General features: G+C 70.5%; 23 protein-coding genes. 13 read left to right on the plus strand and 10 right to left on the minus strand.

Features of this window, described 5'->3' with window-relative positions:
* Positions 1 to 3: 3 nt before the first annotated feature.
* Positions 4 to 1,308 (minus strand): ROK family transcriptional regulator, encoded by a 1,305-nt coding sequence (locus HKK74_RS30020; RefSeq protein ID WP_187246747.1) that lies wholly within the window; start codon positions 1,306 to 1,308, stop codon positions 4 to 6.
* A 107-nt stretch (positions 1,309 to 1,415) separates the two neighbouring features.
* On the opposite strand from HKK74_RS30020, the gene xylA reads away from it, so the two are divergent.
* Positions 1,416 to 2,561: a xylose isomerase gene (gene xylA, locus HKK74_RS30025; RefSeq protein WP_187246748.1), complete on the plus strand. Its 1,146-nt coding sequence runs from the start codon at positions 1,416 to 1,418 to the stop codon at positions 2,559 to 2,561.
* A gap of 34 nt (positions 2,562 to 2,595) precedes the next feature.
* Complete coding sequence (gene xylB / locus HKK74_RS30030) at positions 2,596 to 3,978, plus strand: xylulokinase (protein WP_187246749.1); 1,383 nt, start codon at positions 2,596 to 2,598, stop codon at positions 3,976 to 3,978.
* Positions 3,979 to 4,019: 41 nt separating this feature from the next.
* Here xylB and HKK74_RS30035 read toward each other — a convergent pair whose 3' ends face one another.
* Positions 4,020 to 4,193 (minus strand): hypothetical protein, encoded by a 174-nt coding sequence (locus HKK74_RS30035; RefSeq protein WP_187246750.1) that lies wholly within the window; start codon positions 4,191 to 4,193, stop codon positions 4,020 to 4,022.
* Between the two features lie 215 nt (positions 4,194 to 4,408).
* Between HKK74_RS30035 and HKK74_RS30040 the strand changes: the two genes are divergently transcribed.
* Positions 4,409 to 4,762 (plus strand): DoxX family protein, encoded by a 354-nt coding sequence (locus HKK74_RS30040; RefSeq protein ID WP_187246751.1) that lies wholly within the window; start codon positions 4,409 to 4,411, stop codon positions 4,760 to 4,762.
* Between the two features lie 156 nt (positions 4,763 to 4,918).
* Here HKK74_RS30040 and HKK74_RS30045 read toward each other — a convergent pair whose 3' ends face one another.
* Positions 4,919 to 5,950: a magnesium transporter CorA family protein gene (locus HKK74_RS30045; protein WP_187246752.1), complete on the minus strand. Its 1,032-nt coding sequence runs from the start codon at positions 5,948 to 5,950 to the stop codon at positions 4,919 to 4,921.
* 295 nt (positions 5,951 to 6,245) lie between these two features.
* Between HKK74_RS30045 and HKK74_RS30050 the strand changes: the two genes are divergently transcribed.
* Positions 6,246 to 6,794, plus strand: a complete 549-nt coding sequence (locus HKK74_RS30050; protein WP_187246753.1) for a hypothetical protein — start codon at positions 6,246 to 6,248, stop codon at positions 6,792 to 6,794.
* Between the two features lie 143 nt (positions 6,795 to 6,937).
* On the opposite strand, the gene HKK74_RS30055 is transcribed toward HKK74_RS30050, so the two are convergent.
* A complete protein-coding gene (locus HKK74_RS30055) occupies positions 6,938 to 8,893 on the minus strand; it encodes a multicopper oxidase family protein (protein WP_187246754.1) in 1,956 nt (651 codons plus the stop codon).
* A gap of 239 nt (positions 8,894 to 9,132) precedes the next feature.
* Between HKK74_RS30055 and HKK74_RS30060 the strand changes: the two genes are divergently transcribed.
* The gene (locus tag HKK74_RS30060) at positions 9,133 to 9,711 is read left to right on the plus strand and encodes an HhH-GPD-type base excision DNA repair protein (protein ID WP_187246755.1); all 579 of its coding nucleotides are present in this window, start codon (positions 9,133 to 9,135) and stop codon (positions 9,709 to 9,711) included.
* A 90-nt stretch (positions 9,712 to 9,801) separates the two neighbouring features.
* Here HKK74_RS30060 and HKK74_RS30065 read toward each other — a convergent pair whose 3' ends face one another.
* The gene (locus HKK74_RS30065; protein ID WP_187246756.1) at positions 9,802 to 11,007 is read right to left on the minus strand and encodes an MFS transporter; all 1,206 of its coding nucleotides are present in this window, start codon (positions 11,005 to 11,007) and stop codon (positions 9,802 to 9,804) included.
* A 96-nt stretch (positions 11,008 to 11,103) separates the two neighbouring features.
* Between HKK74_RS30065 and HKK74_RS30070 the strand changes: the two genes are divergently transcribed.
* Positions 11,104 to 12,102: a LacI family DNA-binding transcriptional regulator gene (locus HKK74_RS30070; RefSeq protein ID WP_312881925.1), complete on the plus strand. Its 999-nt coding sequence runs from the start codon at positions 11,104 to 11,106 to the stop codon at positions 12,100 to 12,102.
* Between the two features lie 43 nt (positions 12,103 to 12,145).
* Here HKK74_RS30070 and HKK74_RS30075 read toward each other — a convergent pair whose 3' ends face one another.
* Together HKK74_RS30075 and HKK74_RS30080 are read right to left on the minus strand one after the other, a co-directional pair.
* Positions 12,146 to 12,805, minus strand: coding sequence for a class I SAM-dependent methyltransferase (locus HKK74_RS30075; RefSeq protein ID WP_187246758.1), 660 nt, complete (start codon positions 12,803 to 12,805; stop codon positions 12,146 to 12,148).
* Positions 12,806 to 12,850: 45 nt separating this feature from the next.
* The gene (locus tag HKK74_RS30080; protein WP_187246759.1) at positions 12,851 to 14,425 is read right to left on the minus strand and encodes a dolichyl-phosphate-mannose--protein mannosyltransferase; all 1,575 of its coding nucleotides are present in this window, start codon (positions 14,423 to 14,425) and stop codon (positions 12,851 to 12,853) included.
* A gap of 96 nt (positions 14,426 to 14,521) precedes the next feature.
* Between HKK74_RS30080 and rsmI the strand changes: the two genes are divergently transcribed.
* Complete coding sequence (gene rsmI, locus HKK74_RS30085) at positions 14,522 to 15,370, plus strand: 16S rRNA (cytidine(1402)-2'-O)-methyltransferase (protein ID WP_187246760.1); 849 nt, start codon at positions 14,522 to 14,524, stop codon at positions 15,368 to 15,370.
* Between the two features lie 112 nt (positions 15,371 to 15,482).
* Positions 15,483 to 15,809, plus strand: a complete 327-nt coding sequence (locus HKK74_RS30090) for a hypothetical protein (RefSeq protein WP_187246761.1) — start codon at positions 15,483 to 15,485, stop codon at positions 15,807 to 15,809.
* 77 nt (positions 15,810 to 15,886) lie between these two features.
* Here the strand turns inward: HKK74_RS30090 and HKK74_RS30095 are convergent, their stop codons facing one another.
* Complete coding sequence (locus tag HKK74_RS30095) at positions 15,887 to 17,509, minus strand: ArnT family glycosyltransferase (RefSeq protein WP_312881926.1); 1,623 nt, start codon at positions 17,507 to 17,509, stop codon at positions 15,887 to 15,889.
* A gap of 282 nt (positions 17,510 to 17,791) precedes the next feature.
* On the opposite strand from HKK74_RS30095, the gene HKK74_RS30100 reads away from it, so the two are divergent.
* The 4 genes from HKK74_RS30100 to HKK74_RS30115 all read left to right on the plus strand — a co-directional run bounded on the left by HKK74_RS30100 (position 17,792) and on the right by HKK74_RS30115 (position 23,337).
* The gene (locus HKK74_RS30100; protein WP_312881929.1) at positions 17,792 to 19,033 is read left to right on the plus strand and encodes a glycosyltransferase family 2 protein; all 1,242 of its coding nucleotides are present in this window, start codon (positions 17,792 to 17,794) and stop codon (positions 19,031 to 19,033) included.
* Between the two features lie 569 nt (positions 19,034 to 19,602).
* Positions 19,603 to 21,393, plus strand: coding sequence for a methionine--tRNA ligase (metG, locus tag HKK74_RS30105; protein WP_187246762.1), 1,791 nt, complete (start codon positions 19,603 to 19,605; stop codon positions 21,391 to 21,393).
* A 100-nt stretch (positions 21,394 to 21,493) separates the two neighbouring features.
* Positions 21,494 to 22,324 carry a TatD family hydrolase gene (locus HKK74_RS30110; protein ID WP_187246763.1) on the plus strand — a complete coding sequence of 277 codons (831 nt, stop codon included), beginning with the start codon at positions 21,494 to 21,496 and terminating at the stop codon, positions 22,322 to 22,324.
* Positions 22,325 to 22,530: 206 nt separating this feature from the next.
* Positions 22,531 to 23,337 (plus strand): resuscitation-promoting factor, encoded by an 807-nt coding sequence (locus HKK74_RS30115; RefSeq protein WP_312881931.1) that lies wholly within the window; start codon positions 22,531 to 22,533, stop codon positions 23,335 to 23,337.
* A 48-nt stretch (positions 23,338 to 23,385) separates the two neighbouring features.
* On the opposite strand, the gene HKK74_RS30120 is transcribed toward HKK74_RS30115, so the two are convergent.
* Positions 23,386 to 24,627: a hypothetical protein gene (locus HKK74_RS30120; protein ID WP_187246764.1), complete on the minus strand. Its 1,242-nt coding sequence runs from the start codon at positions 24,625 to 24,627 to the stop codon at positions 23,386 to 23,388.
* Positions 24,624 to 25,130 carry a SigE family RNA polymerase sigma factor gene (locus HKK74_RS30125; protein WP_187246765.1) on the minus strand — a complete coding sequence of 169 codons (507 nt, stop codon included), beginning with the start codon at positions 25,128 to 25,130 and terminating at the stop codon, positions 24,624 to 24,626. Before HKK74_RS30125 ends, HKK74_RS30120 begins: the two co-directional genes overlap by 4 nt.
* Positions 25,131 to 25,303: 173 nt before the next feature.
* Between HKK74_RS30125 and rsmA the strand changes: the two genes are divergently transcribed.
* Positions 25,304 to 26,122: a 16S rRNA (adenine(1518)-N(6)/adenine(1519)-N(6))-dimethyltransferase RsmA gene (rsmA, locus tag HKK74_RS30130; protein WP_222722916.1), complete on the plus strand. Its 819-nt coding sequence runs from the start codon at positions 25,304 to 25,306 to the stop codon at positions 26,120 to 26,122.
* Positions 26,123 to 26,151: the final 29 nt, after the last annotated feature.

A 26,151-nucleotide genomic window follows, 5' to 3' on the forward strand; every position in this document is an offset into this window, starting at 1 on the left:
CGATCACTGCCTGGGGTGGTCACGTCGTGCCGCGCGGACGCTCAGCAGGCCGCCCGGGTCGGCGAGCACGCGTTCGATGACGAGTCCGGCGGCTCCGCGCACCGCGGCCTCACCGGCCAGCCGTGAGACCACGACCGACGGCGTACGGCCGCGGATCCCGGTGGTCGCCGCGGTGAGCGCCTCCTGCACGGCGGGCCGCGCCCAGGGGGCCAGCGGAGAGAAGATCCCGCCGAGCACGACCGAGTCGGGGTCGAGCAGGTTCACCGCCGCCGACAGCGCCGAGCCGAGCGCGTGCCCGGCCCGATCGACCGCCGCCACAGCCCGCTCGTCGCCCGACCGCAGCGACTCCAGCAGCACCGCCATGGGACCGTCGGGGTCGGCGGCCACGGTCGTCGTGAAGGACGTGCGCGCGTCGGTCACCCCGGCGGCCCGCAGTACGGCCTCCTGGCCGGCGAACTGCTCCAGGCAGCCCCGCCCGCCGCAGCTGCAGGGCGGGCCGCCGGGCTCGACGACGAGATGGCCGAGCTCACCGGCGAAGCCGTGGGCGCCGCGGAAGATCTGGCCCGAGACCACGATGCCCGCGCCGATGCCGACCTCGCCGGACACGTGCACGAAGTCGCCGAGTTCGCGTCCCACACCGAACCAGAGCTCGCCGAGGGCGCCCAGGTTGGCCTCGTTGTCGGCGTCCGGGGGCAGCCGCAGCGTCGGCAGCCCGTCCGTCAGCAGCGTTCCGGCCGGGACGTCGCTCCAGCCCAGGTTGGGTGCCGTGCGCAGCCAGCCGGTGCGGCGGTCGAGGACGCCGGGCAGGGCCACGACCGCCCCCGCGACGGTGAGCCCTTGGTCTGCGGCCGAGTCGATGGCCTGGGCGGCCTGCCGCGCGAGCGCCTCGATGACCTTCTCGGGCGCCCGCCCCCGGTTGTCGGTCGCGATCAGATGCCGGTGGCGCACCCGCCGGCCGAGATCGATGACGCAGGCCGCCAGGTAGTCGACGTTGATCTCCAGGCCGAGCCCGGCGACACCGTCGCCGTTGACCGAGACGGCGACGCCCGGCCGGCCGCGCTCGCCCTCGCGCACGGTGCCGCCGTCCTGTACGAGGCCGCCCTCGGCCAGCACGGCGACGAGGTTGGACACGGTCGTCTTGGTGAGTCCGGTGAGGTCGGCCAGCCTGGCCCGGGTGACGGATTGATGCCGTACGACCTCGCCGAGCACGACGGCGAGGTTGTGCTCGCGCATGGTGCCGTGCCGGACAGGGCCGCCGTTGAACGTGGCGTGTCGCCGTGCCCGGTCATCCGCACCGCTATTGAGCATGGCTCAAGACTAATCAATGCGCCCCGGCATCTTGACGACATCGGGCCCGTGGGACTTTATTAGTCCATACAGTTGACGAATGATCTCTGTTGATCTGTGGAGGACCCATGGCCTACGACCCCACCCCGGCCGACCGCTTCACCTTCGGACTGTGGACGGTCGGCTGGCAGGCCCGTGACCCCTTCGGCGACGCCACGCGGGCCCCGCTCGACCCGGCGGAGGCCGTGCACCGGCTCGCCGAGCTGGGGGCGTACGGCGTCACCTTCCATGACGACGACCTGCTCGCGGTCGAGCCGGACCGCGACAAGGCGATCGCCTCCTTCCGCAAGGCCCTCGACGCGACCGGCCTGGTGGTCCCGATGGCGACCACCAACCTGTTCACCCACCCGGTGTTCAAGGACGGCGGCTTCACGTCCAACGACCGGGACGTCCGGCGCTACGCGATCCGCAAGGTCATCCGCAACCTCGACCTCGCCGCGGAGCTCGGTGCCAAGACGTACGTCTTCTGGGGCGGCCGCGAGGGCGCCGAGGTCGACGCAGGCAAGGACGTCCGGGCCGCGCTCGACCGGTTCAAGGAGGGCATGGACCTCCTCTGCCAGTACGTGATCGACAAGGGCTACGACATCCGCTTCGCGCTCGAGCCCAAGCCGAACGAGCCGCGCGGTGACATCCTGCTGCCCACGATCGGCCACGCGCTGGCGTTCATCTCCTCGCTGGAGCATGAGGAGATGGTCGGGCTCAACCCCGAGGTCGGCCACGAGCAGATGGCCGGGATGAACTACGTGCACGGCGTCGCCCAGGCGCTCTGGCACGGCAAGCTCTTCCACCTCGACCTCAACGGCCAGCACGGCCCGAAGTACGACCAGGACCTGGTGTTCGGCACCGGCGACGTGAAGAGCGCGTTCTTCCTGGTCGACCTGCTGGAGCACGGCGGTTACGAGGGGCCGCGGCACTTCGACTACAAGCCCCTGCGCACCGACGACGCCGAGGACGTGTGGGTCTCCGCGGCGGCCAACATGCGCAACTACCTGATCTTCAAGGAGCGGGCACTCGCGTTCCGCGCCGACCCCGAGGTGCAGGAGGCACTGCGGGCCTCGCGCGTCGACGAGCTCGCCGTGCCGACGCTCGCGCCCGGTGAGACGTACGAGTCGCTGGCCGGTGACGACTTCGACCTCGACGCCGCCGCCGCGCGCGGTTTCCACTTCACCCACCTCGACCAGCTCGCCATGGAACACCTGCTCGGAGCCCGCTGACACAGGACGCAGGACGGAAGGGAAGCACGCCGACATGCCGCTCGTCGCCGGGGTCGACTCCTCGACCCAGTCGTGCAAGGTCGTGGTCTGTGACGCGGAGTCGGGGGTGGTGCTCCGGCGTGGCCAGGCGCCGCATCCCGATGGCACGGAGGCCGACCCCGCCGCCTGGTGGGACGCGCTGACCGACGCGACCGAGGCGGCCGGCGGGCTGCGCGACGTCGTCGCGATGGGGATCGCCGGGCAGCAGCACGGCATGGTGTGTCTCGATGAGGACGACCAGGTCGTGCGCCCGGCGCTGCTGTGGAACGACACCCGCTCCGCCGGGGCCGCGCAGGATCTGATCGACGAGCTCGGCGGTCCGAAGGCGTGGGCCGAGGCCGTGGGCAGCGTCCCGGTGGCGTCGTTCACGGTGACCAAGCTGCGCTGGCTGGCCGAGCACGAGCCGGCCGCGGCCGCCCGTACCACCAGGGTGTGCCTGCCGCACGACTACCTGACCTGGCGGCTGACCGGCGAGCTGGTGACCGACCGCGGGGACGCGTCGGGCACCGGCTACTGGTCCCCGGCCGAGGGCGGCTACCGGACCGACCTGCTGCGGCGCGCTCTGGGCCACGAACCCGAGCTGCCGCGGGTGCTGCCCCCGTCGGCCTCGGCCGGCCGCACCGGCCAGGGCACGATCGTGTCGGCCGGCACCGGTGACAACATGGCGGCGGCGCTGGGCCTGGGCGCCCGGCGCGGCGACGTCGTGGTCTCGCTCGGCACGTCCGGCACGGTGTTCGCGGTGACCGACCGGCCGTGCGCCGATCCGACCGGAATCATCGCGGGCTTCGCCGACGCCACCGGCCGTTACCTGCCGCTCGTGTGCACGCTGAACGCGGCGCGGGTGCTCGACGCCGCCGCCCGCATGCTCGGCGTGGACCACGAACGGCTCTCGGAGCTCGCGCTGGCCGGGCCCGGCGGTGCGGAGGGCCTGACGCTGGTGCCCTATCTGGAGGGCGAGCGCACCCCGAACAGGCCGGACGCGACCGGGTCGGTGCACGGGCTGCGCCTGACCAACTCGACCCCGCAGCATCTCGCCAGGGCCGCCGTCGAGGGCATGCTGTGCGGGCTCGCCGACGGCCTCGACGCGATCGTCGAGCACGGAGTCGAGGTCGAGCGGGTCGTCCTGGTGGGCGGCGCGGCCCGGTCTGAGGCCGTACGGCGGATCGCGCCGACGGTGTTCGGGCGCCCTGTACTCGTACCACCGCTGGGGGAGTACGTGGCCGAGGGCGCGGCGCTGCAGGCGGCGTGGGCGCTGATCGGCGGGGACGAGCCACCGAGGCGGAGCGCCACCGGAACCGCGCGGTACGAGGCCGAGCCGACGGCGGGCCTGCGCGAACGCTACGCCGAGGCCCGCGACCACATCCTCGACCGCCTCTGAGGAGCTGAACGACCCGCGGACCGCCGATGTACCGGCATCGCTCACCCGCCGCCCGCAAGTGATCGATCCACCGGCGTCGCGGTGAACGCCGCGCAGAACACGGTGGGGTTCTGGATTCGACATATCGCGCACGGGGTCCTTGGCGGTGTGTCCTCGCCCACGCTCCAGTCGTCGTCGATGTTGCCGGCGAAGATGTCCGCGATGGCCTCGTGCAAGGCCCAGGCCTGGGCCGGGCGATCCCTTCACTGGGAGGCGCGCTGGCGCCTGGCCGAGGACCACTACCTGACCACCACCCGTCAGGGACCGCGCCCACCTGGTCGTCCCCGGCCACTGACCTCTTCCCGACGCAGCGGTGATGTCACAAAACACAGCGCGCTTCCGTCCACGTCATTGACAGCCGCACCCACTGCAACGAGACGAGGAACCCGTCGTGATCCAGCCCTGGTGGCCGCTCGCCGGCCTGGCCGTCATCCAGCTCGGCGACGCCGCGATGTGCCTGAAACCTGCCGGGTTCATCCGCACCTGCCTGCAGAACGTCGGGTTCCCCCGACGCTACTGGCGGCTGCTGCCGGTGCTGAAGACCGCCGCGGCGGCGGCCCTCGTCGTCGGCATCTGGGCACCGCCGCTCGCAGTCCTGACCACCGCCGCACTGGTGGCCTACTTCCTGATCGCCATTACGATGCACATCCGCGCCCGTGACTTCGGCCGCAACCTCTTCCTCAACGCCACCGGCATGCTCATCGTCTGTACTGCCGCACTGATATTCGCCCTCGATCGGGGGTGAGACCCGGCCGGTCCGCCATGGGGCATCTCCCGAAGGCCCGGTGGAGGTGGCCACGGGGAGGTCGATGGCGTTACGCGCTCGGACGTTCGACGGCGTTGCCCGCCGTCGCCGACGGCATGGTGTTCGCCGCCCCGGCCGACGGCGCATTGTTCGCGCTCAGAGCCAGTCGCGGCGTTTGAAGATCACGTAGAGGCCGGCACCGGTGATGACGAGCACGGCCAGCGCGGTGACGACGCCCCACCCCTCGCCGAAGCCCGGGTAAGGCACGTTCATGCCGTAGAAGCCGGTGACCGCGGTGGGCACCGCGATGATGGCCGCCCAGCTCGTGACCTGCTTCATCACCTCGTTGAGCCGGTTGCCCTGGAGTGCGATGCGGGTCTCCTGGATGGTCGTCACGAGGTCGCGCAGGCTCTCGGTCCACTCGGTCGCCCGCAGCACGTGGTCGTAGACGTCCTGGTAGAAGGGCGTCATGGCCTCGGGGACGATCTCCAGGTCCCGCCGCATCAGGGTGTTGACGATCTCGCGCATCGGTAGCACGACACGCCGCAGCAGCACGAGGCTCTTGCGGAGTTCGAAGCTGTAGCGCTGCATCGCCCGGTCGGTGGTGTGTTCGTCGAACAGCAGTCCCTCGAGGTCGTCCAGCCGGCCGTCCATGTCCTGCACGGCATCGAAATGCCGGTCCACGAGCATGTCGAGCAGCCCGTGCAAGAGGAACGCGACGCCGTACCGCGCGAAGCGCCCGTCGGCGTCCCAGCGGCGGATCAGCTCGTCGACGTCGAAGGTCGGCTCCTGTCGTACGGTCACCACCGCACGCTCGGTGATGAACGCCGACACCTCGGTCGTCTCCAGCCGTCCGCTGTCGCTGTCGAGCCGTGCGTCGTAGGCGTTCAGGAACAGGTGCCCCGGATAGCGGTCCAGCTTGGCGCGCTCGTGCCGGCTGACCGCGTCTTCGATCGCGAAGGCGTCCAGGCCCAGTTCATCGCTGACGACCCGCAGTTCGTCGTCCCGGGGACCGCACAGATCGAGCCAGACCACAGTGTCGGGCTCGGCGAGGTGCTCACTGATCTCGGCCACGGGGAAGCCCTCGGCCTCGAGACGGCCATCGCGCCAGAGCCGGGTCCGCGGCGGATGCGTGCCGATCCGGTCGTCCGCCTGCGTGGCCGGCGCCTTGCGGGGGCTCTCTCCCATGACCTTTGTCTACCGTGTCCGCCGGGCCGGCCCGCACGCGGGGCGGTGCGACGGGCGTGCCCGGCGTCGCGCGGCCCGGCGCAGACGAACGTACGGGCCGATCCGGCCGGGTGGTTCACGCGCCGGGGCGAGCGCGTACGACACGGCGCCGAGCTTCTGTTGAGTCGTGGCGTGTCGGGGTCTTCACGCGGCATGATGCCCCGACACGCCACGACTCAACAAGCGGGCCTCCCCGCTGCCGGAATCTCTGCGTCATCACCGGCGATCCCGCTGCCCGTCAATCTATGATCAACCCGTGGAATCTACTCCCGAAGCGATGGAGCGGATCCACGCGACATTTCGCCGGGTCCTGTCCGACGGCCTGCGACAGGACGCGGTCTCGGGCGCGTCCGGCGAGCAGATCGCCGGACTGGCCGCAGCCCAGAGCGTCACGAACCTGCCCGGCGCACTACATCAGGTCTACCACCTGATCGGAGCCCGATCGGCACTCTGGCTGGCCGGCAGCCCCTTCGGCACGGCCCTGGACGGCCGGGCGGCCAAGTCCCGCGCGCTCGCCACGCTCGCCCGCCTGGGGGATCCGTTCGCCGACGCGTCGGCGATGTACGTCCTCGTCGCGTACGGGGAACGCACCTTCCACGTGATCGACGGACCGGACCTGAGCACGGACGACCCGCCCGTCTGGCTGATCTCGGAGGACGAGGCGGTCATCCGGGGGTGGGACGCCGTCAGCGAATGGTTCTCGGCGATGGCGCCCGACGTGGGGCTCTATCGCGAACGGCTCCACCTCATGCGCCAGAGCGGCGACCCGGCGCCCCCGTGGGCGCGCCATCTCACCGGCGCCTAAGCGGCGCGGCAGGACGCCGACGCCCCTGCTCCTTTCGTTGACTCGTGGCGTGTCGGGGTCAAGGATCGCCTGGGAAGCCCGACACGCCACGAGTCGACGTCTCGGCATGGTGTGCGATCTCGCGACGGGTTGAAGGGGTCGCGTCAGCCGGGGTGATGATGGCTGCGGACCGGTGCCCCGCTCGAGCCGATGTCGTACGGGCGCATCATCTCGTTGTCCTCGTGTTCGAGCATGTGGCAGTGCCAGACGAAACGGCCGGCGCGGTCGAACCTCGCCTTCACCCGGGTGATCTCCTGGGGATAGGCGATGACGGTGTCCTTGAGGCCTTGCTCCCATGGGTCGGGCGGCCGGCGTCCACCACCACCGATGCGCTGCCGGTCGACGACCTCGAACCGCACCTCGTGAAGGTGAATCGGGTGCGCGTCCGGGGTGGTGTTGTACATCTCCCAGACCTCGACGGCGCCCACCCTCGGATTCTCGGTGACGGGGTCGTGCCACCTCAGCGGATTCGCCGCCCCCTCGCGCATGGTGCCGAGCAGCACCGCCACCGGACCGATACCCGGCACCCGGGTCGATGACCGCTCGGCGAAGGAGACCTGACGGCGGTGGGTCTCGGCGCCGGGGCCGTCGGGTGCGGGCAGCGACAGGCGGCTCGGCGGAGTGCTTGTGTCGTCCGAGGTGAGCCGCCCGACCTGGAACTTCATGACCTGGCCGGTGGTGGCGGGGTCGGCGAAGGCGTCCTGCTTCCCGTTGAACACGGCGTCGGGGCCCTCGTTGATGAGATAGACCTCCGCGCCCACCGGCAGTCCGGTGAAGTCGACGATCACGTCCGCACGCTCGGCCGGTGACAGCAGGAGTCGGTCGAGCCGGGCCGGAGCGGCCATGAACCCGCTCTCTGTGCCGATCATCCAGATCGGCAGCGCCGCCGTGACGGGACGCCGCGCCATGGGGTCCGACACCAGCTTGAAGATGAAGACGCGCGTGTTGCTGCCGTTCAGGAGGCGGAAGCGGTAGCGGCGCGGCTCCACCGCCAGCACGGGCCAGGTGGTCCCGTTGACGACGATCATGTTCCCGAGGAACTCCGGGTTCCAGATGGGCGGGACGTCGCTGTTCGGTGCGTAGGGGCCCCGGAAGCCGTCGAAGAACGCCCGGCTCGCGGGGTAGAACAGGGAACCGTCGGCGTTGAACGAGCGGTCCTGGACCGCCAGCGGGATCTCGTAATACCGGCGGCCCGGCGGGTCGCCCGTCCGAGGCGCCGGGCCGGGCAGGACACCCGGCGGCACATCGTTCGGACCGCCGCGGAGCAGATAGAAGCCGACCGGCCCCGCGTAGACGTTGGCCCTGGTGAGCCCAAGAGTGTGGTCGTGGTACCACTGCGTGCCGGCCGGTTGGTCATTGGGGTACTCGAAGACCGCGCGGCCGGGCCCCCAGCGGTCGCCCAGCGGCGACCCCGCCCGGAAACGGTCGTACCAGGATCCCTCACGGGCGAACCCGGCGGGGATGTCGCGGGCGTCCGGCAGGTACCACGCCTCCGGGTAGCCGTCGCTGTGGTCGAAGGTGTGGTTGCCGTGCACATGGGTGACGATCGGCACCGGGCCCCGGTAGGTGCCCCGGCCCCGCCCGTACGAGTCGCGACCGGCTGTTCCACCGGGCGGATCGGCCCAGTGGAGGGTCTGGTCGATGGACAGGAGATGCGGAAGGAACCGGCCGTCGCGGTCGACGAGACCGTTGATCCAGTCGACTTCGACCGTCCTCCCATGGCGCGCCTCGATCGTGAACGCGGGGTAGGCGAACGACGCCGGAGCGCCCACCGCTCCGTACCCCCACACCGTCGTCGACGGCAGGCCCCGCGGCAGGACCTGCTGCCGGAACTGGCGTACGGCGATCTCGTAGTGGTCGATTCCGGCACTGATCCGTGCCGGTGGCATGGCCGCGGGGATCATGAGCGGGGTCACGTACTTCCGGACACGCGCGGGGTCCAGGGATCCGCCCGCCACCGGCCGTGCCGGGGCCGTACCGGCGATCGGGACCGGGAACACGACGGATGTCCCGGCGATCGCGCCGATCCGAAGGAAGTCCCGCCGCCTCACCTCGGCCATGTCCTTCTCGTACCCGACCGCCGGTAGGGGGAAATGCGAAGATTCTTCCGGTAAGGCCATCTTCCAGCAATTTCTGGGTGAGATCGATGGTGCCCGCCCGGCTTCGCGTGGCCGGCGGCGGTGCCGACGACGTCGGCTCCCTCTCGGTGCGCGCGATGACCGTACGAGAGAATCGGTCGTACCAACGAAAGGGGGATGGGGCAGGGGTCCATGGACGGGCGCCGAACCCCTGACTGCCAATGGTTGTCTCACTTCGGCTCACGCAGCGGCCCGAGCCCGACGAACTGCTCGGCCGCAGCCCGCTCGCGGCGTTGATCGGCATGTTGCTCGACCAGCAGATCCCGATGGAGTGGGCTTTCACCGGCCCTTACACGATCGCGCAGCGTCTCGGCGGTGACGACCTGGACGCGCACGAGATCGCCGCCTACGACCCGGAACGGTTCGCCGCACTGCTGTCCGAGAAGCCGGCCGTGCACCGCTATCCCGGTTCGATGGCCAAGCGGGTGCAGCAGCTCTGCCAATACCTCGTCGAGCATTACGACGGGGACGCGTCAGCGGTATGGCGGGAGGTCGGCACCGGCAAGGAGCTCTTCAAGCGGCTGAACGACCTGCCGGGCTACGGCAAGCAGAAGGCCCAGATCTTCCTCGCGCTGCTGGGCAAGCAGTTCGGTGTGACGCCCGAGGGCTGGCGTGAGGCGGCCGGCGCCTATGGCGAGGAGGGCTCGCACCGTTCGATCGCCGACATCACGAGCCCCGAGTCGCTGGAGAAGGTCCGCGCCTTCAAGCAGGCCGCGAAGAAGGCGGCCAAGCAGGGCTAGGCCGGTCAGGGGTGTGTTCGATGGCCCCCCTGGAGGCCACCGAACACACCGCCGTCATGGTGGCGCAATGCCCGGCCGCACGCCGCCCGGTCATGCCGCAAAGGTCTGGGTCCCGGTCACGGTCGGCTCCGCGGGCCGCAGGAGGCCGCGGCCCAGGAGGCAGAGGGCCAGGGCGAGCACCCCGCCGATCCCCGCCGCGGTGAACGCGCCGGACACTCCGGCGAGATCCCCGGAGATCCCCGCGACGGCCGCGCCGAGAGCCGCGCCGCCGCCCATGGCGGCGACGATCCACGCGAACGCCTCGGTGACGGTGCCGCGCGGCGCGAGATAGTCCACGATGCCGAAGCTGCAGGCCAGTACGGGGGCCAGGAAGATTCCGCTGACGAACGTGAGGGCCACCATCAGCGGCAGCGCCGGAGCGATCATAAGTGGCAGGTAGCCCAGGGCGAGCCCGGCCATCAACAGCGGGAGCCGGCGGTCCGCCGGGCCGGGCCTCGGCCGGGCGCCGTAGACGATGCCGCCGATCAGGGCGCCGCCCGCGTTCACGGCGAGCAGCAGGCCCGACACCGACTCCGAGCCGAGACGGTCGGCGTAGGCGACCACCGCCACGCTCAGCACGCCCAGGGCGACGCCGACCGCCGCGAGGGCGAGGAGCAGCAGCCGCAGCCCGGCGGAGCGCAGCGGCCCGGCCCAGTCGGCCGCCCTCGGGTGGCCGCGCCAGGCGCGCGAGGGCCGGGACGAGGCGACGACGAGCGTTCCGGCGATCCCGAGGGCCCCGGTGAGCACCAGGGCGGCCTCCGGCGAGAAGGCCGCCGCGGCGACCACGATCAGCGGGCCCGTGGTGAAGATGATCTCCTGGGCCGCGGCGTCGAGGGCGTACGCCGCCTGTACCTGGTCGGGGCCGGGCAGCACGTCCGGCCACAGCGCCCGCAACCCGGGCTCGAGCGGCGGCGTCGCGAATCCGGCCAGCACCACGGCGCCGATCGCGACTGGCAGCGGATGGATGCCCACGACGGCGAACAGGGTGAACCCCGTCGCGGCGAGCAGCGCGCCGCTGAGCAGGACCCGGGTCTGGCCGAGCCGGTCCATGGTGCGGCCGAGCACGGGCTGCCCGGCCGCCGCGGCCAGGCCGTGCATCGCGGCCAGCGCTCCGGCCAGCGAGTATCCGCCGCCCTCGGCCCGGGTGAACAGGACGACGACCAGCGCGCCCATGCCGGTCGGCAACCGTCCGAGCAGGGTGCCACCGAGCAGCCGAGCGGCGTACGGCGTCCGCAGGAACTCGACATAACCCCGCATCAAGCCTCCAGTCATACGTATTACGTCCGCCGTCATACGTATCACTAAAGTGTGTCGGCGCTCTAGTCTGTTTCCGGCGAGATGGAGGGTGATGCCGTGCCGAAGACCGGCCGACCGACCAGCAAGGACGTGGCACATGCCGCCGGCGTGTCACAGTCCACGGTGTCGATCGTGCTGGCCGGCAAGGCCGCCGGGCGGATCTCCGACGCCACCGCACAGGCCGTACGGCAGGCCGCGGACCGGCTCGGCTACCGGCCGAACCTGGCCGCGCGCAGCCTGCGGCTCGGCCAGACCAGGACGGTCCTGCTCGTCGTCCCCACGCTGTCCAGCCTGTTCTTCGGGGCGATCTACACCGGTGCCGCCCGCGCCGCCGCCGAGCACGGCTTCGGCGTGGTGGTGTATCCGTGGCCCGACGTCTCCGGACCGGCGCGGAGCCCCTTCGCGGCGGCGCACGAGGCGATCGACGGAATCCTCGCGTCATCGATGGCCGTCGGCGTCCTCGATGGACTCGACCCGCTGCCCCGGGTGATGCTGGACAGCGACCCTCGGGGCGAGGCGCCCACCGTCAACTTCGACGTGGCCGAGGGTATGCGGGCCGTCGCCGCGCACCTGGCCGCCCTCGGGCACCGGCGGATCGGCCACCTGGCCGCCGCCGTGGACGCGTGGACGTTCCGCGAGCGGGCCGGCGTGCTCTCGGCGGCCGTGCGCGGCCGGCCCGGCGCCGGTCTCGTACGCGAGTTCACCGAGATCGAGATCGGTGCGGCCCGCGAGGCGGCCGGCCGGCTGCTGGACCGGCCGGACCGGCCGACCGCCCTGGTCTGCGACGACGACCTGGTGGCGGCGGGCGCGTGCAAGGCGGCGCGCGCGCTCGGCTTGGACGTGCCCGGCGACGTGTCGGTCACCGGCTTCGACGACATGCTCCTCGCCAAGGCGGTCGAGCCCGAGCTGACCACCGTACGGCTGCCGGCCGAGGAACTCGGTGCCCGGGGGATGGCCGCGCTGCTGGAACTCCTCGACGGCCGCCGGCCGGCCTCGGTGTCGCTTCCCGGCGAACTCGTCGTCCGCGCCTCGACGGCCGCCCCCCGCCGCCCTTAGCCGCCCCGCGAGGGTGTCGACGGTTCGAGAGTGATGAGGGTTGTCAGCCGGGTCGCCGAGCCGTGAAGGTGGCCATGGCTCCGTCGACGTCCACCTCGGAGCCGGTGAGGCCGGCCGACGTCATCCAACGCCGCAGATCCGTGGCGTTGCCGCCCGGGCCGAAATAGCCCCATCGCTGGAAGGCGCGGATGACGGCGTCCCGGCGACCGCCGGTGCCGGTGACGATCGCGGTGCCCCGCAGAGTGCCGCCGGGCCGCAGCACCCGGGCGAACTCGGCGACGGCCCCGGCCGGGTCGGGCAGGCAGTGCAGCCCGTTGAGGGTGACGCACACATCGAACGAACCGTCAGGGAACGGCAGCGCACCGGCGTCGGCCTGGACGAACCCGACCTGGTCGAGCGCGCGGCGCCGCGCGACCGCGCGGGCCCGTCCCAGCATGAGCGGGGAGAGATCCGCGGCCACATAGCGCAGCCGGCGTCCACGTGAGAGCGCCTGGAACGCGATGCCGCCGCCGCACGGCAGGTCCAGGACGGTGGCGTCGTCGGGTTCGCGGCTCAGTTCACCGATGGTCCGCCAGAGCCGGGCGATGTCATAACCCCACAGCAGCCGGGCCGCCACGGCGTTGACGGGGTAGGTCCGTACCCCGAAGTCGTAGACCGCCGCTCGCAGCCGGTCGCTCCGCCATCCTTCACGCGGATCCGCCACGCCATCACTCTAGGACCTCACGTGGGCGTGGGACCGGCGAGCCGGTCAGATCCAGCTGTCGAACCACATGTGGCCATGCCACGACTCCCACGGAATGAACTTGGCCGTGAGCACCGGATACATGTAGAGGAAATTGGCCAGCACGACCAGCATGTAGGCACCCGCGGCGGCCGTGCCGACGACCCGGCGTGTGCCCGGTTCGCGGGCCGGCCCGATGAGCAGCCCCAGGCACATCACGATGGCGAGCACCATGAACGGCAGCATCGGCGTGGCGTAGAACAGGAACATCGTGCGCTTGTCGAGCGCGTAGTAGAACCAGGGCAGCCAGCCCGTGAGGTACCCGAGCACGATCGCGCCGGCCCGCCAGTCGCGCCAGTGGATCCAGAGGAAGCCGAGCACCACCAGGGCGCCGAGTGCCGCCCACCAGATGGCCGGCGTGCCGATGCCGAGGATCTCGCGCGAGCATTTGTCGGCGCCGCACCCCTGCGCCGGCTCGGTGTAGAAGAAGGCGACCGGCCGGCTCAGGATCGGCCAGTCCCATGGCCACGACTGGTAGGGATGCTTGTCCTGCAACGACGTGTGGAAGTTCCAGACCGCTTTGTGGTAGCTCCACAGGTCGGGCATCGCCTCGAACGGACGGAACAGGGCGTTGCCCGCGACCTTGCCGCGTCCCCACCCGCCGGCGTTGAAGATCCATCCCCACCAGGAGGCGAGATAGGTGATCGTCGCGATGCCGACCAGCGACAGGAAGGCCGGTACGGCGTCGAAGAGGAACGCGCCCCGGTAGGCGTGCCGGACGCCGGCAGCGCGCCTCGCCCCCATGTCCCAGAGCAGCACCATGATCCCGAACGCGGCGATGTAGAAGATCCCGGTCCACTTCGTCGCGCACGCCAAGCCCAGGCACACACCGGCCAGGATCCGCCAGCGGTGGAACACGAACGGCCCGAAGCCGCCGTCGTCCCCGCTCTGCAGCTTGGCCGCCAGCACCCGGCGGGAGTGGTCGCGATCGGCGACGAGACAGCCGAACCCGGCGAGGATCCAGAACATCAGGAAGATGTCGAGCAGCGCGGTGCGGCTGGTCACCAGGTGCAGGCCGTCGACGGCGAGCAGCAGGCCCGCGGCGCAGCCGAGCAGCGTCGACCCGGTCATGCGGCGCGCGACCCGGCACAGGATCAGCACCGACAGCGAGCCCATCAGGGCCGCCATGAACCGCCAGCCGAACGGTGTGGCGCCGAAGAGCCACTCGCCGATGGCGATCATCCACTTGCCGGCCGGCGGGTGGGCCACGAAGCTGGCGCCCTCGGCCCAGATCCGGCTGTCCGCCGCCTTGGCGCCCTCCTGGATGAGGAGCGTGTTGGCGTCTTCGACCGTCTTGTGCTCGTAGCCGAACTTGAGCAGCGCCAGGGCGTCCTTGGCGTAGTAGGTCTCGTCGAAGACGACGGCGTTCGGGATCGCCAGCCGGTCGAAGCGCAGGAAGGCCGCGAAGACGGTGACGATCAGCGGCCCGATCCAGGCGAGCATGGGATCACCGGGGATGGCGGGGGCGAGCCACTCCCGCAGCGATGGCGGGCGGCGCCTTTCGAGGGTTTTGGTCGCCGGCCCGATTTCCGTCGTCGCCATCCGGCCATCGTACGGGCGCGCAGCGGGTACTCGGCCGGAATCCCCCGGGTAGCGGCCGACTCGCCACCGCGTGCGTATTCCGGCGAGAATTGCACTGTGACGAGGAACGAGACTGGCACGCTGATTCTCGCGGCCGCACCGATCGGACGCCCGGCGGACGCGTCGGACCGGTTCCGTGGCGCCCTGGCCGCCGCCGACGTCATAGCCGCCGAGGACACCCGGAGGCTACGCCGGCTCGCGGCCGATCTGGAGGTCGAGGTGCGCGCGAGGGTCGTGTCCTACTACGACGTGAACGAGCGGGCCAGGGCACAGGAACTGATGGATGAGCTGCTCGGCGGCCGGGACGTCCTCGTGGTCACCGACGCCGGTCTGCCCGGTGTCTCCGACCCCGGCTACCGCCTGGTGGCCGCGGCCGTGGAGCAGGAGGTGCCGGTCACCGTCCTGCCCGGTCCGTCGGCGGTCACCACCGCTTTGGTGATCTCCGGGCTGCCCACCGATCGCTTCTGTTTCGAGGGCTTCCTGCCCCGCAAGGCCGGTGAGCGCTCGTCGCGGCTGGAATCGCTACGTACCGAGCCGCGCACCATGGTCTTCTTCGAGGCGCCGCACCGGCTGGCCGCGGCACTTGAGGCGATGGCCGAGACCTTCGGCGGCGACCGGCGGGCCGCCGTCTGCCGAGAGCTGACCAAGACGTACGAGGAGGTACGGCGCGGCCCGCTCGCCGACCTGGTCGCCTGGGCCGCCGACGGCGTCCGGGGGGAGATCACCGTCGTGGTGGGCGGTGCGCCCGCGCGGCCGGCGCTGACCGATCCGGCACAGCTCGCCGCCGAGGTGGCCGGCCGGGAGGCCTCGGGTGAGCATCGCAAGCAGGCCATCTCCGACGTCGCCAAGGAGAACGGCCTGCCCAAACGGGTCGTCTACGACGCGGTGGTCGCCGCGAGGCGATAAGGCCGGTACCGGAAGGGACAGGAACAAGTCCTCCCAGACCGGCTGACAGACCGTCTCCACGGGTTCACATTGGATGGAGCGGTCCAACTCCGGACGCAAGGGGATGAAGGCCATGCGTGAACCGGTCATCGCAATCGAGGTCTGGCGCTACGAATGCCTGTGCTGCCTGCATGAGTGGGAAGAGACCTTCGAGGTCTGGCACGTGGCGGACGGCCACGGCGGTGATGCGGTCGGCTATCGCCACGACGGCCAGTCCAGCACGTCACCGTGGACGGGGCTGATGTGCCCGGCGTGTCACGCCTGCTCGATCAAGACGTTCCCTGCGGCCTCGGCCAAGAGGTTCCCCGCGGCCTCGGTCACGCGGCAGCCGGCGCCACCGTCGCAGCGCGCCGACAACCTGGCATTGCTGCGCTTGCTGCGCCGCCTGCACGCCTACTGAGGGCCGCTGAGCACCGAGGCGACACGCGGCGGGCGACACGCGACACGCGACACGCGGCGGGCAGCGGGCGGACAGGCTCAGACCGAGACCGGCTCGGTCTTCCGGTCGGCCTCGGGCCGCCCCTCCTGCTCCTCGTCACGGCGGCGCCGGCGCCATGTGATCCGGCCCAGCCGGGCACGCGCCTGGGGTGTGAAGGCGATCCCCGCTGCGAGGCACGCGAGCGGCACCGTCGGCAGGATGTAGCGGTAGTCGAACTCCGCGGTGGCCGCGGGAGCGAGCAGCAGCCCCACCGAGGTGATCCATGGCAGCAGCGCGGGGCCGCCGAACCTTCGCCACGACGCGGCCAGGCCGGCCAGCCCGGCCAGCAGGATCACGCCGAGCAGCGTGCCACGGAGGTAGAAGTGGTCCTGGTACGTGCGCATCACTCCGGCGAACGGCTCGACGACCGTCGGTCGGGCGCGTCCCTGCTCGTACTGCGCGGCCTCCTGCGCGGCCGTCGCGCCCCGGCTCATCCGCCAGTCGGGCAGCGGCGGGGGCTTCTCGCGGAACTCGTACTGCTCGTAGGTGGCCCAGTCCGGGAACACCGTGCGCTCCCATCGGAACACCCGGAAGAAGTCACCGGCCATGACCTTCAGGTAGTCATCGGGCTGCGACATGATCGCGCGCTTGGAGAAGTCGCCGGCCAGCTTGTTCTGCGTGGGGGAGAAGCGCTCCGGCTCGTTGCGGAGCAGCGGCGACTTGCGGTTCCAGATGCCGTCCTGGGAGAACCGCAGCCGATGCTGGGGTTCGACGCACAGCGGGATCTCGTGCACCGGAGGCTTGATCTTGTCGCAGTCCGCGAACTTGTAGACCCGGGCGTACAGGAAGATCCCGCTGCTCTCGGTCATGGCGAACTTGCCGTGCACGGCCTGGAACCAGCCCATGTACGCCACCATCGGCAGGGAGCACACGGCGAGCATCGCCGCGATCACCCGCCAGCGCATCCGCTGTACGACCATGAACACGGCGACCGCGAAGAGCACCGGCAGGCCGACCGAACGGGTCAGCGTGGCCAGGCCCAGGACGAGCCCGACCGCCGCTCCGATCCGCCACGAGGGCTGCGCCCGCCACAGCAGCAGGGTGATCGCTGAGACGACCAGGAAGGTGAAGGGGACGTCGGACAGGATCACGTGCTCGAGCTGGATCTGATAGGCGTCGAGCAGCACGGGAACGGTCGCGAGCGCGGCGCCCCATCCCGGCAGCCCGAACCTCCGCCGGAGCAGGGCATAGATCATGACCGCCATGGCCACGCCCATGATGTGCTGCACCGTCACGACCAGCGCGAAGCTGTGGAACGGCCGCAGGACCATGAGCAGGAACGAGTACCCGTTCGGCCTGATGGGGTGCGGGTAGGGCCGCATCGCCGCGTGCAGGTAGTCGTAGGAGTCGTTGAACCACATCGCCGGCCGGTAGCCGAGCAGCGCGGTCACGCGCACGAGCACGCCGATCGTCAGCACGGCGGTGAAGGACCGGTGGCGGCCGACGAGGGCCCAGAAACCGATGCCCCGGACCCGCCGCTCGGGATCGGGTTTCGCCGGTCCGGGCCCGGCGGGCCCGCTCGGTTCGGCGGGCTCGGCCGGCGGTGTGATCTCCGCCTCTTTTACCTGGGACCCGGGGGCAGCCTCGTCGAGCGCGGTCTCGTCAGACGTCGCCCCCGCCACGGCGGCCCCTCCCCCACGCTCACCGATGTTCGTCAAGACCCGACCCCGATCCTTCTGGGCCGCGTCGCCCGTATGCTGATTCCCACCCTGCCGTCCGTGGACTCTCTAATGTGAGTCTTCAGGTTGCAACTTTGCAACACGATTGGGAGGCTCTTGCGCTGAGCGCCCCGCGTCACGTCGCCGCGGCAGGCATCATGTACGAGTCCTACATGCCAGCCTCGGGACATGACGAGGTTAGTCGAAACCCCGCAGTCGACGATCCGGGGGAACGAAGGAGACCGCGTGGAACTCTCCGTTGTGATGCCATGCCTGAATGAGGCCGAAACCGTCGAGATATGCGTCCGTAAGACGATCGCCTTCTTCGACGAGCACGGCATCGACGGCGAGGTGGTCATCGCCGATAACGGCAGTACTGACGGCAGCCAGCAGCTCGCCCGGGACGCCGGCGCCCGGGTGGTTCCCGTGTCCGAGAAGGGGTACGGGAATGCCCTCATGGGTGGCATTCGCGCTGCTCGGGGGCGCTATGTGGCGATGGGCGACGCCGACGACTCCTATGACTTCGCGACCCTCATGCCGTTTCTCGAGGACCTCCGCGACGGCGCCGACCTCGTCATGGGCAACCGCTTCAAGGGCGGAATCGCGCCGGGCGCCATGCCGGGCCTGCACAGGTATCTCGGCAACCCGGTGCTCAGCTTCGTCGGGCGGCTGTTCTTCCGCAGCAAGATAGGCGACTTCCACTGCGGGCTGCGCGCGTTCCGCAAGGAGTCGATCGTGCGGCTGGGGCTGCAGACCGGCGGCATGGAGTTCGCCAGCGAAATGGTGGTGAAGGCCACACTCGCGAAATACGACATCCGCGAACAGCCCACCACACTGTCGCCCGACGGCCGCACCAGGGCGCCGCACCTGAGCACGTGGCGGGACGGCTGGCGGCACCTGCGCTTCCTCATGCTCTACAGCCCGCGCTGGCTGTTCCTCATCCCCGGCCTCCTGCTCATGACGCTCGGGCTGGTCGCCGGAGCCGCCCTCTCGGCCGGCCCGGTGCGCGTCGGTGACATCGCCTTCGACGTCGACACCCTCGTCGGAGCGTCCGCGATGCTCGTCATCGGTTTCCAAGCGGTGATCTTCGCGCTGCTGACCAAGGTCTATGCGATGGAGGAGGGCTTCCTCCCGCACGACAAACGGGTACAGAAGATCATCGATTGGTGGAGCCTGGAGCGCGGTCTGGTCATCGGCGGCCTGCTCGCCGTGGCCGGTCTGGTCGGTCTGGTCGCCTCGCTCCTGCACTGGAAGCTGAACAACTTCGGCGAGCTCGATCCACGGCACTCCCTGCGGCTGGTCGTGCCGTCGGCGACCGGCCTGATCATGAGCTTCCAGGTCGTGTTCGCTTCGCTGTTCATCAGCATCCTCGACATCCGCCGCCGGTCGCACCCGCCACTGAGCGACCCGGCCGACGAGGCGGCCGACGTGGTCGACGCCGCCGCGCACAAGGTCGCCTCGGAACAGGTCGACGAACGCGCGAGCTGAGCAGGTCCGAGATCACAGGAAGTCCAGGCCGTCCGCCTACGCGGGCGGCCTGACCTCTTCCGGCGTGCCCTCCCTCCCGTGATCATGCAGTTGTTCGTGCTCGTACGCGTGATCACCTGACCGCCCGAACCGATCCGCCAGGTTTTCGCCGCCGCCGAAGCAGCAGACGGTCGCCTCCGCGCGTCTCTATTGCGTGGACGGTGAGGTCATATCTCGGTTCGCGGTGCCCTCGGCGGCTCCGCGTGAGCACGCGGCCGGACGGGATCGGGAGTGTGCTGCACTCCCGACGCTCGCGGAGCTGTACGGAGAGCACCGGACGGACCTGGTGCGTCTCGCCGTGATGCTGAGCGAGGACCGGCGCGAGGTGATGGCGGCGCTGCACCGGGTCGCCCGCCGGCAGCGCGAGGTCCTGGTACTCCGCTTCTACTTCGAGCTCGGCGACGACGAGATCTCCCGCGCGCTGAAGATCCGTGTGTCGCGGCGGCCGTCGCGGTCGCCGATCTCGCCCGGCGCCGCCGCCGGGCCGATATTGGCACGAGTCAGCGCGATGAGCCCTCTAGGCTTGTCCCATGTCCTCGTCTGGCCGACACATCCTGACCGCACCCGCCTGGCCGTACGCCAACGGGCCCCGGCACATCGGGCACGTCTCCGGTTTCGCGCTGCCCTGCGACATGTTCAGCCGCTACCAGCGGATGGCGGGCAACCAGGTCCTGATGGTCAGCGGCACCGACGAGCACGGCACGCCGATCCAGGTACAGGCCGACAAAGAGGGCGTCAGCGCCCGCGAGCTCGCCGACCGCTACAACCGGGTGATCGCCGGTGATCTCCACGCGCTCGGCATGTCGTACGACCTGTTCACCCGCACCAGCACGCGCAACCACTACGCGGTGGTGCAGGAGATCTTCAAGGGTCTCTACGACAACGGCTATATCTTCCCCCAGACCACCATGGGGGCGATCTCGCCGTCCACGGGTCGTACGCTGCCGGACCGCTACATCGAGGGCACCTGCCCGATCTGCTCCTACGACGGCGCGCGCGGCGACCAGTGCGACAACTGCGGCAACCAGCTCGACCCCATCGACCTGATCAATCCCAGGTCGCGGATCAACGGTGAGACGCCGAAGTTCGTCGAGACCGAGCACTTCATGCTCGACCTTCCCGCGTTCACCGACGCGCTCGGCTCCTACCTGCGGTCGAAGCAGGGCGAGTGGCGGCCCAACGTGCTGAAGTTCTCGCTGAACCTGCTCGACGACCTGCAGCCACGCGCGATCAGCCGCGACCTCGACTGGGGCGTGCCGATCCCGCTGGACGGCTGGCGCGACCAGCCCAACAAGCGGCTGTACGTGTGGTTCGACGCGGTCATCGGCTACTTCTCCGCCTCGGTCGAGTGGGCGCGCAGGTCCGGCGACCCGGACGCTTGGCGCGCCTGGTGGCAGGACCCCGAGGCGCTGTCGTACTACTTCATGGGCAAGGACAACATCGTCTTCCACTCCGAGATCTGGCCGGCGATGCTGCTGGGCTACAACGGCCTCGGTGACAGGGGCGGTGAGCCGGGCTCGCTCGGCGGGCTCAATGTGCCGAACGAGGTCGTGTCCTCGGAGTTCCTCACGATGGAGGGCCGGAAGTTCTCCTCGTCCCGGCAGGTCGTGATCTACGTGCGCGACTTCCTGGAGCGCTATGACGTCGACGCGCTGCGCTACTACATCGCGGTGGCCGGTCCCGAGAACCAGGACACCGACTTCACCTGGCAGCACTTCCTGGAGCGCAACAACAACGAGCTCGTCGCCCAGTGGGGCAACCTCGTCAACCGGTCGGTGACGATGGCGGCCAAGGAGTTCGGCACGATCCCCGAGCCGGGCGAGCTCGGTGACGCCGACCGCGCCCTGCTGGAGCGCAGCCGCGGTGCCTTCGCCGCCGTGGGCGCCGAGCTGAACAGGTCGCGGTTCAAGAACGCCGTCACCGAGGCCTTCGACGTCGTACGGGACGCCAACGCCTACCTCTCGCAGCAGGAGCCCTGGAAGATCAAGGATGATCCCGCGCGCAAGGGGTCGGTCCTGCACGTCGCCCTCCAGGTGGTCGACGACGCCAAGACGCTGCTCACGCCGTTCCTGCCCAAGTCCTCGGGCAAGGTGCACGAGATGCTCGGCGGACAGGGCGACTGGTCCGGCATGCCGGAACTGCGGGAGGTGGACGAGGACGGGGTGAGCTACCCGGTGATCACGGGTCAGTACGACGACGAGGCCCGCTGGGAGCACCGCCCCATCAAGCCGGGGACGCCGCTCAGCAAGCCCACCCCGCTGTTCACCAAGCTCGACCCGAAGATCGTCGATGAGGAACTCGCCCGGCTGGAACAGGCGTGATCCACGGTTCGTTGATGACACCGAAGCGGGTTCGTGCGCGAGCCGAGGTGGCCGGATGAGCCGAGGCGAGCGCGACCTCGAGGGTCGAGTGGAGCCACCCATGAGCAGTACGCGCGGCAGCGACGGGTTCCAGGGCGCGTCCTACCCGCCGCTGCCCGAGCGGCTTCCCGTCGACGTGTTCGACAGCCACTGCCACCTCGACCTGCTCGACCTGCCGGTGCCGCGCGCACTCGCGGCCGCCCACGCCGTGGGCGTACGCAGGGTCATGACGATCGGCTGTGACCTGAAGTCGTCGCGGTGGTCCACCCGGGTGGCCCGCGAGCACGGGGACGTCTACGCGGGCGTGGCGATCCACCCCAACGAGACCACCGGCGTCCGCGACGACGTCCTCGAGGACATCGCCGAACTCGCCGTGCTGCCGCAGGTGGTCGCGGTCGGCGAGACCGGCCTGGACTACTACCGTGACTGGGCGCCGGCGAAGGACCAGCAGCGGTCCTTCCGCGCGCACATCGACATCGCCAAGCAGACCGGCAAGGCACTGGTCATCCACGACCGCGACGCCCACGACGACGTGCTCCGCATCCTGGCCGAGGAGGGCGCCCCCGAGAAGGTGGTCTTCCACTGCTTCTCCGGCGACGCCGCGATGGCCCGGGTCTGTGCCGACCGCGGTTACGCGATGAGCTTCGCGGGCAACGTCACGTTCAAGAACGCCGCACCGTTGCGCGAGGCCGCGAAGGTGGCGCCGCTGGACCTGCTGCTGGTCGAGACCGACGCGCCGTTCCTCACGCCGATTCCGCACCGCGGCAAGCCGAACGCCTCCTACCTCATCCCGCTGACCGTCGGCTGCCTGGCCGAGGTCAAGGGCGTCGACCTCGCCGAGGTCTGCGCCGCCATCGCCGCCAACGGGGAGCGCCTCTTCGGCCCCTGGTGACCGGGTGAGCGCCTCTCCGGCACCCCCGTTCCACGCCGGTCCGTGTTGATTTCGCGGCGGTTCTTCGTACTTTGTCGGAAATGACGTTCTTCGTGTCATCTGCCGCGTGCCGTTTCGCGGAACGAGTGGCGGCCGTGCTCCCGTGACCGTACTGTTCTGTGCCTGGTGAGCGGGGGGCCGCCTAGTGTGACGAGAGATGAGGACAGGTGCGTCGTTCCCCCAAATTCATGATCATCGTGGTCGTGGGAATCGTGGCGGCGCTGGTCGCGACGACCTCCGCCTTCATGGTGCTCAAGGACGAGGACCCCGCGACGGCGCCCGTCGCCGACAGCGCGCGGCAGGCGCGCACACCCATCCGGGTCGTCGTCCACGCCGACCGTCGCCGCAAGGAGGCGATGACCACGGCCGGCACCGTACGCGAGGTGCTCGGCGAGCTGGGCATCCAGGTGGGCACCTACGACATCGTCCGCCCGCCCCTCGATCAGCCGCCCGCCGCGGAGATCAAGGTGTACCGGCTGCTGTCCAAGCCCGTGACCCGTACTCTCGCGATCCCGCCGCCCGTGATCAAGAAGAAGAACAAGACGATGTTCGTCTGGGACGAGAAGGTCCTGCGCAAGGGCCGTCCCGGCATCCGCGTGGTCCGCGTCGCCTACGTCCCGCGAAAGGGCAAGAAGGTCAAGGCCATCATCGCTCAGCGGATCAAGCGCAAGCCGGTGGCGCAGATCGTCGCGGTGGGCACCAAGGGCGCCCCGACGGGCGGGGCCGCCGCGCGGCTCAACTGGAAGGGCCTCGCCGACTGTGAGTCGAACGGCAATCCGAAGGCGATCAACGCGGCGGGCTACTACGGGCTCTACCAGTTCTCCCTCACCTCGTGGGCGTCGGTCGGCGGTACCGGCAGGCCCTCCGACGCCAGCCCCGCCGAGCAGACCTACCGGGCCCAGCAGCTCTACAACAGGGTGCAGGGCCGCTGGCAGGGGCAGTGGCCGCACTGCGGCAAGTACCTGTTCAGCTGACCGTGCCATGGCGGGTCCGCGACGGATTCGCCATGGCCGGCCGTCACATCATTTGATCTTCGCCAGGTCGATGAGCGCGTAACGGCCCTCGCCCTGGGCGTAGGAGTAGAGACGCGCTCCGGGGTCGGACAGGCCCGTGCGGTTCGACGTCGGGGTCACGCCGAGATCCGCGATCTTGCGAGTCTCGAGGTCGTACAGGTAGGTGCCGGGCGGGAAGGGCTGACGGCCGTTGAGCAGCCGGGCGGGCACCACGGCGAACAGGAAGCGGTCCAGGCCCGGAAGATTCTTGGTCCCCATGTCGGAGCCGCCGCCGAGGACCGTGTGACCCTTCGTGCCGTCCCTGCGCTGAACGATGTCCGAAACGCCATCGGATCCGGCGCACCAGGTGACACCGCAGGCCAACAGCTCCGAGGTCGGCTTCGTGTCGCGTCGCTCACCCGTCCGGACATTGCGGAGCACCTTGAACGGCACCCTCGTCGACGCGATGCCGGGAGTGCCGATCCAGGGCCAGCGCACGATGTGGTGGCCCTCGGTATCCGGCAGGAGGCGCGCGGTCCCGCCGGCGAGCGGTGCCTCGTAGACGCCGGACCCCGTCGACCACACCACCTTGCCGCCGGTGATGGTGAGGCTCTCGATGCGCGTGTCCGCCTGTGGGTCCGTCGGCGCCCTGGTGACGACGCGGGGTTCCCCACCGGTGAGCGGCACCGCCCAGATCTCCGTGACCTCGACGTTCTGTGTCTTGACCGACTGCCACCAGGCGATCCGGCCCTCGCCGGAGGTGAAGCCACTGGCGGAGATCGTGACATCGCCTGCGGACGGGACGGTCGCGAGCCGGTTCGCCCTGGCCTTCTCGACGTCGTACAGCCAGAGTTCGTCGACCTTCTCGGATCCGCTGCCGGTCGTGGCGAGCAACGTGTGGTCGTCGACCAGCAGCCTCGGTACGTACTTCCGGCCGTCACCCGGCAGCGTGTCCGGAACCGAGCGCACCGCCTGAGGCCAGAGCGACCCCACCGGCACCGGCTGCTCGGGCGGGGGCGTCGGCAGCGAGGCGTCCGCGGGCGACACGACCCTCTGCGGTTCCGGTGGTCCGCTCTGAAAGAGGGCCTGCCCGGCCGTGATCCCGCCGCCGACGAGCGCGATGACGGTGACGAGTGCGGTGCCGGCGCGATTCACCCGCCGGCGACGGTGGCGCCGCTCGACCTGGCGGAGCAGATCGGGCCAGGGTTCCGGAGCCCGTCGCGACGCGGTGCCCAGGGTGGTCTTGAGGGTCTCCTCGAGTTGGTCTGTCATCGGCTTCTCCCGGTCACGGCGGGCCGCTGCCGGTCCACCCGAAGTTTGTCGAGCGCGCGGGCGGCCTGGCTGCGCACCGTGCCGCGGGAGATGCCGAGAATGGTGGCGATCTCCTCGTCGGTGAGGCACTCGTAGTAGCGCAGCACCACCACGGCGCGCTGCCGCCGGGGCAGCGCGGCCAGATCCCGCCAGAGGGTCGGGTCGTGGTCCTCTACCCTGGCGAGGCCGCCGTCGGTGTACTCCCGCTCCGGCGGGCTGCCCATCAGCCGTTCTCGTCGCCGTTTTCGCCAGATGCTGACGTGCAGCCGGGCCATCGTTGTGCGCACGTAGCCCTCCGGATCGCTCTTGTTGAGGACCCGTGGCCACGCCGAGCGGAGCCGCACGAGGCCCTCCTGCAGTAGATCGGCGGCATCGTCCGGATCACCGGTCAGCACATAGCCATAGCGAAGAAGCGACTGCGCCCGCGTGGTCACGAACTCCTCGAAGCTCACAGCGTCATCCACACGTCATCCCTTCTGTCCACCCAGGGACGCGGTGCCGGCCCCATCCGTTGCATTTCGATTTGCCGGGACGGCGTGCGGCCGGTTCTGCGGCAAAGGGCGGGTCCGGCGGCTGAGACACTGAGGGGGTGCGTGAAACACAGACGCCGCTGCTCGGCCCGGCGGACATCCGGCAGATGGCCGGGCGGCTCGGCATCCGGCCGACCAAGACGCTCGGCCAGAACTTCGTCATCGACGCCAACACCGTACGCCGCATCGTGCGCGCCGCCGGCGTCGGTGCCGAGGACGTCGTACTGGAGGTCGGGCCCGGTCTCGGGTCGCTGACGCTGGCCCTGCTGCCGGAGGTGCGGCGGGTCGTCGCCGTCGAGATCGACCGGGCACTGGCCGGGGCGCTCCCCGAGACGGTCCAGAGCCGCGCCCCGGAACTGGCCGACCGGCTCGAGGTCGTGCACGCCGACGCGCTGCGGATCGACGGGGTGCCCGGACCGGAGCCGACCGCGCTGGTCGCCAACCTCCCGTACAACGTCGCGGTGCCCGTCGTGCTGCACCTGCTCGCCACCATGCCCTCGCTGCGGCACGGACTCGTCATGGTGCAGGCCGAGGTCGCCGACCGGCTGGTCGCGCCCCCGGGCGGCAAGGTGTACGGCGTGCCATCGGTGAAGATGGCCTGGTACGCCGAGGCGCGCCGGGCCGGACCCGTGGGGCGGGCCGTGTTCTGGCCCGTACCGAACGTCGACTCCGGCCTCGTCGCCTTCACCCGCCGGGAGCCCCCGCAGACCTCGGCCTCTCGCAAGGAGGTGTTCGCCGCCGTCGACGCGGCGTTCGCGCAGCGGCGCAAGACACTGCGGGCGGCGCTGGCCGGCTGGGCCGGGTCGCCGGCCGCGGCCGAACAGGCCCTGCGTGCCGCCGGAGTCGATCCCACGGCCCGCGGCGAGGTCGTCGACGTGGCCGCCTTCGCCCGCATCGCCGAGCACCGCCCATCCCCCCACCCGTGATCATGCAGTTGTACGCGCGGCGCCGCGCG

This window comes from Actinomadura alba (genome assembly GCF_014323705.1).
In the GTDB taxonomy this organism is placed as follows: domain Bacteria; phylum Actinomycetota; class Actinomycetes; order Streptosporangiales; family Streptosporangiaceae; genus Actinomadura_C; species Actinomadura_C alba.

What these genes read in the sequence shown, in the direction of transcription:
- HKK74_RS30110 (WP_187246763.1), top strand. Translation starts at nt 21,494, where the DNA reads ATGAGCAGTACGCGCGGCAGCGACGGGTTCCAGGGCGCGTCCTACCCG.
- metG (WP_187246762.1), top strand. Translation starts at nt 19,603, where the DNA reads ATGTCCTCGTCTGGCCGACACATCCTGACCGCACCCGCCTGGCCGTAC.
- HKK74_RS30065 (WP_187246756.1), bottom strand. Translation starts at nt 11,007, where the DNA reads ATGCGGGGTTATGTCGAGTTCCTGCGGACGCCGTACGCCGCTCGGCTG.
- rsmA (WP_222722916.1), top strand. Translation starts at nt 25,304, where the DNA reads ATGGCCGGGCGGCTCGGCATCCGGCCGACCAAGACGCTCGGCCAGAAC.
- xylA (WP_187246748.1), top strand. Translation starts at nt 1,416, where the DNA reads ATGGCCTACGACCCCACCCCGGCCGACCGCTTCACCTTCGGACTGTGG.
- HKK74_RS30055 (WP_187246754.1), bottom strand. Translation starts at nt 8,893, where the DNA reads ATGGCCGAGGTGAGGCGGCGGGACTTCCTTCGGATCGGCGCGATCGCC.
- HKK74_RS30080 (WP_187246759.1), bottom strand. Translation starts at nt 14,425, where the DNA reads ATGGCGACGACGGAAATCGGGCCGGCGACCAAAACCCTCGAAAGGCGC.
- HKK74_RS30045 (WP_187246752.1), bottom strand. Translation starts at nt 5,950, where the DNA reads ATGGGAGAGAGCCCCCGCAAGGCGCCGGCCACGCAGGCGGACGACCGG.
- HKK74_RS30120 (WP_187246764.1), bottom strand. Translation starts at nt 24,627, where the DNA reads ATGACAGACCAACTCGAGGAGACCCTCAAGACCACCCTGGGCACCGCG.
- HKK74_RS30090 (WP_187246761.1), top strand. Translation starts at nt 15,483, where the DNA reads ATGCGTGAACCGGTCATCGCAATCGAGGTCTGGCGCTACGAATGCCTG.
- HKK74_RS30060 (WP_187246755.1), top strand. Translation starts at nt 9,133, where the DNA reads ATGGTTGTCTCACTTCGGCTCACGCAGCGGCCCGAGCCCGACGAACTG.
- xylB (WP_187246749.1), top strand. Translation starts at nt 2,596, where the DNA reads ATGCCGCTCGTCGCCGGGGTCGACTCCTCGACCCAGTCGTGCAAGGTC.
- HKK74_RS30020 (WP_187246747.1), bottom strand. Translation starts at nt 1,308, where the DNA reads ATGCTCAATAGCGGTGCGGATGACCGGGCACGGCGACACGCCACGTTC.